At 39.5% G+C, this 13,738-nt stretch carries 14 protein-coding genes and 1 pseudogene; 9 read left to right on the top strand and 6 right to left on the bottom strand.

Annotated features, from left to right (window positions below; translation table 11 throughout):
* Positions 1 to 124: 124 nt before the first annotated feature.
* Positions 125 to 391, bottom strand: coding sequence for a YcgL domain-containing protein (locus tag E4T92_RS02220; protein WP_135093263.1), 267 nt, complete (start codon positions 389 to 391; stop codon positions 125 to 127).
* Between the two features lie 65 nt (positions 392 to 456).
* Positions 457 to 1,110 carry a histone gene (locus tag E4T92_RS02215; protein WP_135093262.1) on the bottom strand — a complete coding sequence of 218 codons (654 nt, stop codon included), beginning with the start codon at positions 1,108 to 1,110 and terminating at the stop codon, positions 457 to 459.
* A gap of 427 nt (positions 1,111 to 1,537) precedes the next feature.
* Here E4T92_RS02215 and rsxA point away from each other — a divergent pair, with 427 nt between their 5' ends.
* From rsxA to E4T92_RS02175, 8 genes are all read left to right on the top strand, one after another.
* On the top strand, positions 1,538 to 2,116 hold the full coding sequence (gene rsxA / locus E4T92_RS02210; RefSeq protein WP_135093261.1) for an electron transport complex subunit RsxA: 579 nt from the start codon (positions 1,538 to 1,540) through the stop codon (positions 2,114 to 2,116).
* A 96-nt stretch (positions 2,117 to 2,212) separates the two neighbouring features.
* Positions 2,213 to 2,794 carry an electron transport complex subunit RsxB gene (rsxB, locus tag E4T92_RS02205; RefSeq protein WP_077543143.1) on the top strand — a complete coding sequence of 194 codons (582 nt, stop codon included), beginning with the start codon at positions 2,213 to 2,215 and terminating at the stop codon, positions 2,792 to 2,794.
* On the top strand, positions 2,795 to 5,125 hold the full coding sequence (gene rsxC, locus E4T92_RS02200; RefSeq protein WP_135093260.1) for an electron transport complex subunit RsxC: 2,331 nt from the start codon (positions 2,795 to 2,797) through the stop codon (positions 5,123 to 5,125).
* A 5-nt stretch (positions 5,126 to 5,130) separates the two neighbouring features.
* Positions 5,131 to 6,207, top strand: a complete 1,077-nt coding sequence (rsxD, locus tag E4T92_RS02195; protein ID WP_135093259.1) for an electron transport complex subunit RsxD — start codon at positions 5,131 to 5,133, stop codon at positions 6,205 to 6,207.
* Complete coding sequence (gene rsxG / locus E4T92_RS02190; protein WP_077543147.1) at positions 6,207 to 6,824, top strand: electron transport complex subunit RsxG; 618 nt, start codon at positions 6,207 to 6,209, stop codon at positions 6,822 to 6,824. Before rsxD ends, rsxG begins: the two co-directional genes overlap by 1 nt.
* Before the next feature lie 10 nt (positions 6,825 to 6,834).
* Entirely contained in the window at positions 6,835 to 7,551 is a 717-nt protein-coding gene (locus E4T92_RS02185; protein ID WP_135093258.1) for an electron transport complex subunit E, read from the top strand.
* Between the two features lie 200 nt (positions 7,552 to 7,751).
* Entirely contained in the window at positions 7,752 to 8,387 is a 636-nt protein-coding gene (gene nth / locus E4T92_RS02180) for an endonuclease III (protein WP_077543149.1), read from the top strand.
* A 59-nt stretch (positions 8,388 to 8,446) separates the two neighbouring features.
* Positions 8,447 to 9,820: a sodium-dependent transporter gene (locus E4T92_RS02175; RefSeq protein WP_135093257.1), complete on the top strand. Its 1,374-nt coding sequence runs from the start codon at positions 8,447 to 8,449 to the stop codon at positions 9,818 to 9,820.
* A 37-nt stretch (positions 9,821 to 9,857) separates the two neighbouring features.
* On the opposite strand, the gene E4T92_RS02170 is transcribed toward E4T92_RS02175, so the two are convergent.
* From E4T92_RS02170 to infC, 4 genes are all read right to left on the bottom strand, one after another.
* A complete protein-coding gene (locus tag E4T92_RS02170; protein ID WP_135093256.1) occupies positions 9,858 to 11,792 on the bottom strand; it encodes an ABC transporter ATP-binding protein in 1,935 nt (644 codons plus the stop codon).
* A 213-nt stretch (positions 11,793 to 12,005) separates the two neighbouring features.
* Positions 12,006 to 12,359 (bottom strand): 50S ribosomal protein L20, encoded by a 354-nt coding sequence (gene rplT, locus E4T92_RS02165; protein ID WP_005596075.1) that lies wholly within the window; start codon positions 12,357 to 12,359, stop codon positions 12,006 to 12,008.
* Positions 12,360 to 12,424: 65 nt separating this feature from the next.
* Positions 12,425 to 12,622 (bottom strand): 50S ribosomal protein L35, encoded by a 198-nt coding sequence (rpmI, locus tag E4T92_RS02160; RefSeq protein WP_034613912.1) that lies wholly within the window; start codon positions 12,620 to 12,622, stop codon positions 12,425 to 12,427.
* Between the two features lie 204 nt (positions 12,623 to 12,826).
* The gene (gene infC, locus E4T92_RS02155; protein WP_135093255.1) at positions 12,827 to 13,369 is read right to left on the bottom strand and encodes a translation initiation factor IF-3; all 543 of its coding nucleotides are present in this window, start codon (positions 13,367 to 13,369) and stop codon (positions 12,827 to 12,829) included.
* A gap of 209 nt (positions 13,370 to 13,578) precedes the next feature.
* Between infC and E4T92_RS02150 the strand changes: the two are divergent.
* Positions 13,579 to 13,738, top strand: a pseudogene (locus E4T92_RS02150) (IS1595 family transposase); the annotation flags it as partial.

The raw sequence follows: 13,738 nt of genomic DNA, 5'->3' as shown, positions 1-13,738 counted from the left end.
ACATTCTATTGTTTATAGGCTTGAAAAATAGCAGCCTAAAAGTGCGGTCGATTTTAAAAGTATTTTTCCGGTAAAAATTTGAGCTAACTCAATATTTATAATCTTTCAAAAAGAAATTCAAGGGTTATTTGATCTCACTCAAACTATTAAATAGCCCGTCATCTTGTTCTGGTATCTGTAAATAAAATCCTTGTGAAAGAATTTTCTCTTTCACATCATACTTATCTGCATGGCGAAGAGATTGATTACCGGCTAAATTAAACATCATCACCAGTTCAGGTTTACCAAAATGAGCCATTAACATTGATGGAACAGCAGAAAAATCATCACGTTTTTGGATATAAAGATAACTCCCAGGCTTTTTCCGACTTCTATAAATCGAACATAACATTCTCTTTCCCTCTAAAAAAGAAAATCCCCACCGGAATTCCGGTAGGGATTATGCCTCTTACAAACTTATTTTGTTGCGTCTTTCACTGCTTCAGCGGCATCAGCTGCTTTTTCAGCTGCTACTTCTTTCATTGAAGACATCGCTTCTTTTGCTTCATCAATCTTTAACGCTGCAGCATCTTTTATTTCAGCCGCTTTATCTGATGCCATATTTTTCATCTCTTCCATCTTAGCCACAGTAGCCTCTTTTGCTTCTTCAACTTTAGCGACAGTTGCATCTTTCATTTCAACGGCTTTGTCCGATACCGTATTGGTCATCTCTTCAATCTTAGCGACAGCAGCATCTTTTTTAGCCTCCGCAGCGTCTTTCACTTCAGCCATTTTATCTGACGCCGCATTTGACATCTCCTCAATCTTTGCGACAGCAGCATCTTTTGTTTCTTCAACTTTAGCCACAGTTGCATCTTTCATCTCAGATACTTTTTCTACTGTTGAATTTTTTGCCTCTTCTGCTGCTAATTTAACCGAGTCCATTGCATTGCTTGCAGCTTCTTTCACCTCAACCACAGCTTGTTTCGCTGAATCTTTTACTTCGGTTGCTGCATTAGTTGCCGCTTCCTTAGCTGTTTCCACCTTTTGTGCTGCCTCTTGTTTATCAAAACAACCTGTTACCGCTAAACTTGCACCTAGTACCAATGCTGCTAATGCTGATTTTTTCATTTCTTATCTCCTATTGGGTTAAATGAATGGGAAAACATATTGAGTTTTGCGTGGTGTAGTTTACGTAAAAAAATTAAAAATAAAATAGTCAGATATAAAATTTACATTTTTTCAATATAAATCTGATGATTAAACAATCAAACACATCCCTATCATAATGAAATACAAACACTTTTTAAAAGTTCCAATTTGAAAATTTATTTTTTGTAAAGAAATCATACATTAAAAACGATGATATTTTAATCAAACCGGAGCTGTAAATATTTTCGTTTTTAATCAAGCTATTAGAAAAATAGCCACAGATAATAGAAAACCACTATAAATTGCTCTCCCCTAAAATAAACCTCTTAGATCTACCCTAAATTTCTTATTGTTCTTCCTTTCATAAATAGGGATAATAGCGCCCTTATTTCAAAGGCTAGTAACAATGACACATTATATCTTATTGATTATCGGTACAGCATTAATTAACAATTTCGTATTGGTGAAATTTCTTGGGCTTTGCCCGTTTATGGGAGTATCAAAGAAAATTGAAACTGCCATCGGTATGGGATTAGCAACAACTTTTGTTCTCACCGTTGCCTCCCTTTGTTCATATCTAGTGGATCACTATATTCTTTTGCCTTTGAATGCTACATTTTTACGCACGCTTATTTTCATTTTAGTGATCGCGGTTGTGGTTCAATTTACTGAAATGGCAATCAATAAAACCAGCCCAACACTTTATCGTTTACTGGGTATTTTCCTACCCTTGATTACAACAAACTGTGCTGTACTGGGGGTTGCATTACTCAATGTAAATCTTGCTCATAATTTAACTGAATCGGTTATTTACGGTTTTGGCGCATCATTAGGCTTTGCGCTTGTTTTAGTACTCTTTGCTGCCTTGCGTGAACGTTTGACTGCAGCTGATGTCCCTATTGCATTTCGTGGCGCTTCCATTGCGTTAATTACGGCAGGTTTAATGTCCCTTGCTTTTATAGGCTTTACGGGGCTAATTAGATAATGATGTTCGCCCTATGATTTATCTTTTAATGACAATCACGGTGCTGATTTTATTTATCGGACTCTATCAAAAATTTTCAGGAAAAAGAAAGAAATAATGACTACACTACTCATTGTCATCACCCTACTCGCCTTAATTTTTGGTGCGGTTTTGGGCATTGCGTCCTTAAAACTAAAAGTGGAAGCCGACCCCGTCGTAGAAAAAATTGATGCCATATTGCCGCAAAGCCAATGCGGTCAATGTGGTTATCCGGGTTGTAAACCTTATGCGGAAGCTATCTGTAACGGTGATATGATCACAAAGTGTATTCCCGGTGGACAATCAACAATCGTAAAAATTGCTGAAATTTTGGGTGTAGATGCTCCACCAATGGAAGGGGTTGAAGAACCCATCGAAATGGTGGCATTTATTGATGAAAATATGTGTATTGGTTGTACTAAATGTATTCAAGCCTGCCCGGTAGATGCCATTATCGGTACAAATAAAACAATGCATACGATTATCCCTGATCTTTGCACAGGCTGTGAACTTTGTATCGCCCCCTGCCCAACAGATTGTATCTCGATGATTCCGGTAAAAAAAGATATCAACAATTGGGATTGGAAATTTGATGCAAAGCTAGTGATTCCGGTAGTAAATGTAAACGGTAGCGAAAAAAAATGGGTTGTGGGGGAATAAATGGCAGACATTCTATCTCGTTTTAATTCCGGTAAGATTTGGGATTTCAAAGGGGGGATTCATCCACCTGAAATGAAAGAACAATCTAATTATCAACCACTAAAGCGTCTTCCTTTAAGTCGGGATTTTTATATTCCACTCAAACAACATGCGGGGCTTGCCGGAAACCTTTTAGTCAAAGTCGGTGATTATGTTTTAAAAGGTCAGGCCTTGACGCAAGGCGATGGTTTACGCACACTTCCCGTTCACGCTCCTACATCTGGAACAGTTATAAATATTGCGCCGTATATTGCAGCTCATCCCTCCGGATTTGATGAACCAACAATTCATTTACAAGCAGATGGACTTGATCAAAGTATTGAATCACATCCTATTGAGGATTTTCTCAGCCTAACACCTGAACAGCTTATTGAAAAAATTTATCTTGCCGGCATAGCAGGTCTTGGTGGGGCGGTCTTCCCAAGTGCAGCCAAAATTCAATCTGCTGAGAAAAAAGTCAAACTCCTCATCATCAATGGTGCCGAGTGTGAGCCTTATATTACCTGTGACGATCGCCTTATGCGTGAACGAGCAGAGGAAATTATTGAAGGAACACGTATTCTGCGCTATATCCTACGCCCTGAAAAAGTAGTGATTGCCGTAGAAGATAATAAGCCGGAAGCCATTGAAGCCCTCAACCTCGCCCTACAAGGTGCAAATGACATTGAGGTTCGGGTCATTCCCACAAAATATCCTTCCGGTGCAGCAAAGCAACTCATCTATTTGCTCACGGGTATAGAAGTTCCTAGTGGCGAACGCTCCTCCAGTATTGGCGTATTAATGCATAATATCGGTACTGTATTTGCAATAAAAAGAGCGGTTATTAATGACGAACCTTTAATTGAACGTGTCGTTACCCTGACAGGCAATAAAATTCAAGAAAAAGGGAATTATTGGGTACGCCTTGGTACACCAATTCATCATGTACTCAGTTATACAGGCTATCAACTTGATGAACGTTTTCCTGTTTTTGCAGGCGGGCCGATGATGGGACTGGCACTGCCAAATCTTAATGCACCTATCACTAAAATTGTCAATTGTTTACTTGCGCCGGATTATTTTGAATATGCGGAACCCGAGCCGGAACAAGCCTGTATTCGTTGCTCAAGTTGCTCTGATGCTTGTCCGATAAACTTAATGCCACAACAGCTTTATTGGTTTGCACGCAGTGAAGATCACAAAAAATCGGAAGAATATGCTCTAAAAGATTGCATTGAATGCGGGGTTTGTGCCTATGTTTGCCCAAGCCACATTCCTCTTATTCAGTATTTCCGCCAAGAAAAAGCAAAAATTTGGCAAATGAAAGAGAAACAAAAGAAATCGGATGAAGCCAAAATTCGCTTTGAAGCAAAACAAGCCCGTATGGCACGTGAAGAACAAGAACGCAAGGCACGTTCACAACGAGCTGCAGAAGCTCGTCGTGAAGAATTAGCTAAAACTCACGGAGAAGATCCGGTGAAAGCGGCACTTGAGCGATTAAAAGCCAAAAAATCAAATGCTGAAGACACAACACCAATTAAAATCATCACCTCAGAAAAAGGTGAAATTTTACCAGACAATACTGATATGATGGCATTGCGTAAAGCTCGCCGTTTAGCACGTCAGCAAAGTAATAACCTCGCAAGCGAAATTTCAGCGCCAAAAACAGAAGAAAATTCGACCGCACTTGACCCGAAAAAAGCCGCCGTTGCAGCGGCAATCGCTCGGGCAAAAGCGAAGAAGCTATCACAATCAACAAATAAAATAACCAATGAAACTGAAAGTACTCTGCCACAAACAGCGGAAAACTTGACCGCACTTGACCCGAAAAAAGCCGCCGTTGCAGCAGCAATTGCTCGGGCAAAAGCGAAGAAACTTGTACAAACAACAAATAAAACAACCAATGAAACTGAAAGTACTCTGCTACAAACAGCGGAAAACTTGACCGCACTTGAGCCGAAAAAAGCCGCCGTTGCAGCAGCAATTGCTCGGGCAAAAGCGAAGAAATTATCACAATCAACAAATAAAATAACCAATGAAACTGAAAGTACTCTGCCACAAACAGCGGAAAACTTGACCGCACTTGACCCGAAAAAAGCCGCCGTTGCAGCGGCGATTGCTCGAGCAAAAGCGAAGAAATTATCACAATCAACAAATAAAATAACCAATGAAACTGAAAGTACTCTGCTACAAACAGCGGAAAACTTGACCGCACTTGACCCGAAAAAAGCCGCTGTTGCAGCAGCAATTGCTCGGGCAAAAGCGAAGAAACTTGCACAAGCACAACAAAAACGAGAGAAACCACAGGAATAATCCTTATGTTTAAAATGGCCAGTTCCCCTCACACTCATTCTGGAAAATTAACAGCACGTATCATGCTTTGGGTCATCTTTGCAATGATACCGGCTTTACTTGCTCAAATTTATTATTTTGGTTTTGGTGTACTCCTTCAATCAATATTAGCGATTACAGTTGCACTATTGGGTGAATTTATCGTAATGAAATTACGTGGCAAAAAACCGCTATCTGCACTTGCTGATTTCAGTATTGTATTAACTGCGTTAATCTTAGCAATGGCCATTCCACCCTATGCCCCCTATTGGCTCATCATCATCGGTACTCTTTGTTCCCTATTACTCGGTAAACAGGTTTATGGCGGTTTAGGACAAAATTTATTTAATCCTGCTATGGTTGGCTATGTCGTTTTACTCATTTCTTTTCCATTACAAATGACAACATGGCTTCCTCCTATTCATTTACTTCAAGAACCACCAACATTTTCAGATGCCGCTTCACTCATTTTTTCAGGGCTTACTACTGATGGCTTCACCCTGTCACAGCTTACGCAAAGTATTGATGGAGTCACACAAGCGACGCCATTAGACAGTGCAAAAATCTTCTATTCTAGTCACAGAGAATTAACGGATTTCTATGAACTCATTAAAATGCCAATTTTTATGGGGAACGGCACAGACTTCGCACAGGGATGGTGGCAAGTCAATCTTGCATTTTTACTTGGCGGTATATTCTTAATATTAAAACGTACGATTCATTGGCAGATTCCGGTCGCAATGCTCGTGACATTTTTCTGCTTGGCAACCATTACTGCCCTCACGGGAAACACACATCTGAGTGTAATGAGCCAAATGTTTAGCGGTGCAATGATGTTCGGAGCATTTTTTATTGCAACCGACCCTGTTACCGCTTCAATCACACCACGTGGAAAAATTGCCTTTGGGGCATTAGTCGGGCTTTTTGTCTATCTCATTCGCTATCACGGCAATTTCCCCGATGGCGTGGCATTTGCCATTTTACTCAGTAACATTTGTGTACCATTAATTGATCATTACACACGACCACGTGTTACCGGTTACCGCTTAGAAGGAAGAAAATAATGGGAATCTTTAAAATCACCTCACGCTATGCGTGGATCCTAGGATTAGTTGCGTTAATCTGCACGGCGATTTCCTCAGGCATTTTTTACCTGACAAAAGGAAAAATTGATGAAACCATGGCGGCACAGCAACGTAATCTTCTACTGCAAGTGATTCCCCATAACTATTTTGATAACAACTTAGTGGAAAGTGCGGTCATTCCCCAAAATGAAAATTTCAAAGGAATTCAAAAAATTTATTTCGCTAAAAAAGAGCAAAAAATTTCTGCTTATGCCTATGAAACCACCGCACCGGATGGCTATTCCGGCGATATACGTCTGCTCGTAGGCTTAACCCCTGCGGGTGAGGTGCTTGGCGTGCGGGTGATCGAACACCACGAAACCCCGGGATTGGGAGATAAAATAGAATTACGCATTTCCAATTGGATTTTAAGTTTCAATCATAACCCGATTAATGAAACAAACTTAAATGATTGGGCGGTAAAAAAAGATGGCGGTAAATTTGATCAATTTTCCGGTGCCACGATTACACCTCGAGCCATAGTTAATCAAGTAAAACGATCCGCTTTAGTGATGCTTAACAATCAGGCGGAACTCCAGCAACTGGCGATTCAATAAGGACTGTGATATGACAAATTTATCCGAAAAAACGACCGCACTTGTGGAAGAAGATATAGCTCATAATCCGGTTGAAGCCCAAATAAAACAGGCCGAATGGAAAACGATTTTCGCTCAAGGCATTTGGAAAAATAATCCTGCCATTGTTCAATTACTTGGGCTTTGTCCTTTGTTAGCCGTTTCCAGTACGGCGACTAATGCACTAGGCTTAGGGCTTGCTACTATGCTGGTGTTAACCTGTACCAATACGGTCATTTCTCTATTTAGAAAACAAATTCCCCATGAAATACGCATTCCTATTTATGTAATGGTTATCGCAACAACGGTTACAGTGGTGCAATTATTGATGAATGCTTACACTTATACACTCTATCAATCTCTGGGGATTTTTATCCCTCTCATTGTGACAAACTGTATTGTTATTGGGCGGGCGGAAGTCTTTGCCTCCAAAAATAATCTTTTACAGTCTATTTGGGACGGTTTCTCAATGGGGTTCGGTATGGCTTTAAGCCTTACTATGCTTGGCGCACTCCGTGAAATTTTCGGGCAAGGGACGATTTTTGAAGGAATCGAAAATCTTTTTGGCGAACAAGCAAAATTTCTCACTTTCCATATTTACCAAACGGATAGCAGTTTTTTACTTTTCATCCTGCCACCGGGCGCATTTATTGGATTGGGATTACTCCTTGCCCTAAAAAACAGAATTGATAACCAAAGAAAAATATAGATTGAACACACACTTAATCTTCCCCGTGTAAATCGCCCGACCGACTTGGCATTTTTAGGAAAATTCGTATTGTTTGACCCAACGGCGAGTTTACAAATTTTCCGTAAAGAAAATGACAACAAAGGTCGGAAAAGCGATTTAATCGGGTGTGTTCTTTGCTACTTTCTTGCACAAGCAAGAAAGTAGAAGGAAATAAAATTATGAATCAGAAAAAAAGAATCGAAATACTCACCCGTTTACGGGATCAAAATCCTCACCCTACCACCGAATTACAGTATAATTCGCCCTTTGAATTATTAATCGCCGTGATTTTATCGGCACAAGCGACTGATAAAGGGGTGAATAAGGCAACAGAAAAACTCTTTCCCATTGCCAACACGCCACAAGCGATTTTGGATTTAGGCTTAGATGGTTTAAAAAGCTATATTAAAACCATCGGACTTTATAATAGTAAGGCTGAAAACATCATCAAAACCTGTCGTGATCTCATCGAAAAACACAACGGTGAAGTACCTGAAAACCGTGAAGCTTTAGAAGCTCTCGCCGGTGTTGGGAGAAAAACAGCAAATGTGGTACTAAATACCGCCTTTGGTCACCCCACTATTGCAGTTGATACCCATATCTTTCGAGTATGCAATCGCACAAATTTTGCCCCTGGTAAAGATGTCGTTAAAGTAGAAGAAAAACTTTTAAAAGTCGTGCCCAGTGAGTTTAAAGTAGATGTACACCATTGGCTCATTTTACATGGTCGCTATACTTGCGTGGCGAGAAAGCCCCGTTGTGGTTCTTGCATTATTGAGGATCTCTGTGAATATAAAGAAAAAACAGAATATTAACCTTCTGTGTTCAAAATCAGTAAATTTTTAACCGCACTTTTGATTAAATAGGAAAAATAATGACAACAAATAAACAACAACGTCAAACTTGGTCGAGCCGACTGACTTATATAATGACCGTTGCCGGTGCAACCGTTGGTTTCGGTGCAACGTGGCGCTTCCCTTATCTTGTGGGTGAAAATGGCGGTGGTGCTTATGTACTGCTTTTCTGCCTTGCAATGATTATAATCGGCATTCCGATGATTTTAGTGGAAAATGTGATTGGTCGCCGTTTACGTGTCAATTCTATTGATGCCTTCGGAGATAAACTTCAAGACAAAGGCAAACACATTTCTAAATATTGGAAAATCCTGGGCTATATGGGGCTACTAGGTGCCTTTGGCATTATGGCATATTATATGGTACTTGGAGGATGGGTCATTTCTTATATAGTGAGCTTACTTAGTGGTACACTTGACATTTCAGCCCCCATTACGAAAGATATTGCCAAAAATTTCTACGATCTTCATATCGGCAATAGCCCTTATGAAATCATGTTATACACCTTTCTCTTCGTGGTGGTGAATTATATTATTTTGGCAAAAGGCATCATTGGCGGCATTGAGCGTTCAGTCAAATATTTAATGCCATTACTCTTTATCTTCTTAATCGGTATGGTGATCCGCAATGTGACACTGCCAGGAGCAATGGAAGGCATTACCTTTTATTTAAAACCGGACTTCAGCAAAATCACACCTCAACTTTTCGTTTTTGTATTAGGACAAGTATTCTTTGCATTAAGCCTTGGTTTTGGTGTTTTAATTACCCTTTCAAGCTATCTTAATAAAGAAGAAAACCTCATTCACACTGCAGTGATTACCGGTTTTACTAACACTATCATTGCCGTACTTGCCGGCTTTATGATTTTCCCTTCTTTGTTTACCTTTGGCATTGAGCCAAATGCCGGCCCAACATTAGTCTTCCAAAGTTTGCCTATCGTTTTCTCCCATTTATGGGCAGGTAAATTCTTTGCCATTATTTTCTTTAGCTTATTATTAATCGCTGCACTCACCACCTCAATTACGATTTACGAAGTCATTATTACCGCATTGCAAGAAAAATTGCGTATGCGCCGTAGCAAAGCAATTATTTTAACCTTAGGCGGAATTTTCTTGGTTGGTAATATCCCTGCTATTTTGGGCGATAATCTATGGAAAGATTTCAAGATTTTTGGCAAAAGTATCTTTGATTTCTATGATTATGCCAGTGGCAATATTTTATTTATGCTCACCGCATTAGGTTGTGCAATTTTCGTTGGCTTCGTTCTGAAAGATGAAGCTAAAAAAGAGCTTTCCCCAACACCGGATTCAACTTTCACCAAAATCTGGTTTAACTATGTAAAATTTATTGTACCGGTGATTATTATCATAATATTCATCAGCAACTTATTCTAACCCGTAAAAAACCGAGCCAATGCTCGGTTTTCTTATATCACTGACTTTCAGCAATACTTTTTTTCTCTTCCAATTCTTCCCAACGCAAGAATGTTTGTTCAATAAGAGCTTCCGTATCTGCCAATTCTTTTAGTTTTGCATCGGTAATTTCATGAGACTGTTGGAAAAAGGCAGGTTCGCCAACTTCCGCTTGAAGTGCGGCCAATTTTTCCTCTAATTCTTCCAATTGCTGTGGGAGTTGTTCCAATTCACGCTGCTCTTTATAAGATAATTTAACGGATTTTGGCTTAGAAGTGCGGTCGGTTTTTACCACGTTTTGTTGCAGTTTAGCCGGCGACTTTTTCACAACTTCTTGCACAGCTTTGCTTGCCCAAAAGTTTGCTTGCTGCTGTTTCGCATCAAAGAAACCGCCTACATATTTATTGACGACACCGTTCCCTTCAAACAAATAGCATTCCGTCGCAGTATTATCAATAAATTGACGATCGTGACTCACGATCAATAATGTGCCTTGATAATCCGTCAAAATTTCTTCTAATAACTCTAAGGTCTCCACATCTAAATCATTGGTAGGTTCATCAAGAATCAGCAAATTATTCGGTTTAAGTAATAATTTTGCCAACAACAAGCGATTACGCTCCCCCCCCGATAAGGCTTTCACCGGTGTCATCGCCCGTCTAGGCGGAAATAAGAAATCTTGCAAATAACCTAATACATGGCGTTTTACGCCGTTCACTTCGATATCTTGCTTACCATCGGCGACGTTATCCATCACCGTTTTTTCCGGATCTAGATCTGCACGATATTGGTCAAAATAGGCAATTTCTAATTTTGTTCCCGTACGAATCTTCCCACTTGTCGGTTGAATTTCACCGAGTAGTAATTTAATAAATGTGGTTTTTCCACAGCCATTTGGTCCGACTAAAGCAATTTTATCCCCACGCAAAATGGTGGTGCTAAAATCTTTTAACAATTGCTTCCCCGCCACCTCATAACTCACATTTTCCATTTCAAACACAATTTTTCCGGAACGTGCCGAAGTATCAAGTTGTAATTTTGCCGTCCCCATCACATCACGACGTTGGCGACGTTCCTCACGCATTGCCTTTAATGCTCGAACACGCCCTTCATTACGGGTGCGACGTGCTTTTATACCTTGGCGGATCCATACTTCTTCCTGGGCTAATCGCTTATCAAACAGCTCATTTTGAAGGGCTTCGACACGGAGATTTTCTTCTTTTGTCGTGAGATATAAATCATAGTTCCCCGGATAGGAAACAAGCTGTCCTCGATCTAAATCCACGATACGGGTCGCCATTTTGCGAATGAAAGAACGATCATGGGAAATAAATACAATGCTACCGCTAAATTCTAAGAGGAAATTTTCGAGCCATTCAATCGCCTCCACATCCAAATGGTTTGTCGGTTCATCAAGTAATAACACATCAGGATCGCAAACTAAGGCTCGTGCTAATGCCGCTTTACGCAACCAGCCACCAGAAAGTGCGGTCAGTTTTGTATTAGGATTTAAACCTAATTTGAGTAGCACTTCATTAATTTTATTTTCAAATCGCCAACCGTCTGCATATTCTAATTTTGTCTGAACTTGTTCTAGTTGATTTAGAGTTTGCTCGCTATAATTTTCTTCAAGCTCAACAGAAATTCTATGATACTCTTTTAATAAATCCGTTAAATGTCCGATACCTTCTGCAATGTAACCAAATACATTGCCTTCCGTATTACGTGGTGGATCTTGCTCAAGACGGGATACTACCAAATCTTTTTCGTATTGGATCTTACCGTCATCCAACAATACATCACCAGCAATAATTTTGAGTAATGTTGATTTACCCGCCCCATTTCGCCCAACCAAACAAACCCGTTCATTTGGCTCAATATGAAGTTCGGTATGGTCTAATAATGGTGCATCACTAAAAGAAAGATAACCATTTGTTAAGCTAATTAATGCCACGATAACCTCGTAAAAATTTGACTAAAATTATTCATAAATCACTAAAGTGATTTATTCACTCTTTAAAGCCGTTGGCAAAGCCAACGTTCAAAAAAACCTTGTTTTTTGTGACTGCACTATTTTATACGGTTTGGAAAGAAAAGCGAAAAGATGAAAATGAATATAAGAAAAAAGGACGCCTTTCAGCGTCCTCATTTTCTAAACTTTAAAAAATTAAAGTGCAGATTTTGCTTTTTCAACTAATGCAGCGAAAGCTACTTTGTCGAATACTGCGATATCGGCAAGGATCTTACGATCGATTTCAACAGAAGCTTTTTTCAAGCCGTTGATAAATTTGCTGTAAGATAAACCATTTTGACGAGCCGCCGCATTGATACGTGCAATCCATAATTGACGGAATTGACGTTTACGTTGACGACGGTCACGATATGCATATTGACCGGCTTTGATCACCGCTTGGAAAGCAACGCGATACACGCGTGAACGTGCACCATAATAACCTTTAGCAGCCTTAAGAACTTTCTTATGGCGTGCTCTTGCAATAACACCACGTTTTACACGAGCCATTATTTAATCTCCTATGTATATTTTTCTAAAATGAACTAAATCGTACGTTTTGCTTAAATAACGGCTTATGCGTATGGTAAGCAAGCTACGACTAAAACTTGGTCTGCTTTCGCAACCATGGATTTATGACGTAAATGACGTTTACGTTTAGTTGATTTTTTAGTCAAAATATGACGTAAGTGAGATTGTTTACGCTTGAAACCGCCGGAAGCAGTTTTTTTGAAGCGCTTAGCTGCGCCGCGTACTGTTTTGATTTTAGGCATTGTTAAAATAACCCCGCATTTTTCGTTTAAAAACAACATAATCAGGCGAACTAAAAAGTTACTTGGAGGCCTGATTATTTCCACTATAAGGCAAATTGCCTTTTCTCAAAGTAGTTAGGCTGCGTAGTCTACCCAACTTACAATGACTTTTCACCCAAGTGAAAAGATTTTTATTGAGATTAAAATCTCAACAAAAAATCCTTATTATTTTTTCTTCGGTGCTAATACCATTACGGCTTGACGACCTTCTAATTTACCAGGTGCAGATTCAACTACTGAAATTTCAGCCAAATCGTTTTTCACCCGTTCCAACACATCTAAACCAATGTCTTGGTGCGCCATTTCACGACCACGGAAACGCACAGTAATTTTTGCTTTATCACCGTCTTCCAAGAAACGGATAAGACTGCGTAATTTAACTTGGTAATCACCTTCGTCAGTACCCGGACGGAATTTAATCTCCTTCACTTGTACGACTTTTTGTTTTTTCTTCTGCTCTTTTGCGGTTTTGCTTTTTTCGTAGAGGAATTTACCGTAATTCATAATACGGCAAACCGGCGGCTCTGCATTTGGGCTAATTTCAACAAGATCAAGCTCCACTTGTTCAGCCATTTCTAAAGCCTGTTGAATAGAAACAATTCCTAATTGTTCACCTTCTTGGTCAATTAAACGAACTTCTTTAACACGAATTTCATCATTAATGCGATTTGGGCGATTTACTGCCGGTGCTTTTTTTACGGTTTTAATAATCGTATTCCTTCTATTGGTCTATGCAAAAACCTTTCACAACACGTAAAAGATTCCAAATGCTCTCACAAAAATAAGTAAGACGCGCGGATTCTATAGTATCCGTCAATTTTATGCAATAAAATTTAGCCATTCATACAAATTTCTATTTATATACATTCATAAAAGTGGGGGCTGACGTAGATTAGCTAGTATGTTAATCTACAAAAATGAAGATAACTCATTGTAAATTAAAGAAATCTATACAGAAAAAGCGCCTTGAGTTTTTTGTATTAGAAGTAACGGCTCGTTCAGCAGCAGATTTACTCGGTATTCAGCCTAATTCAGCAATCCTGTTTTACCGTAAAATCCGTGAGGTCATCAGCTATT

This window comes from Pasteurella sp. WM03 (assembly GCF_004570945.1).
In the GTDB taxonomy this organism is placed as follows: Bacteria; Pseudomonadota; Gammaproteobacteria; order Enterobacterales; family Pasteurellaceae; genus Rodentibacter.
Note: the sequence above shows the minus strand (reverse complement) of the source record. Positions and strands in the feature narration are given on the sequence as shown.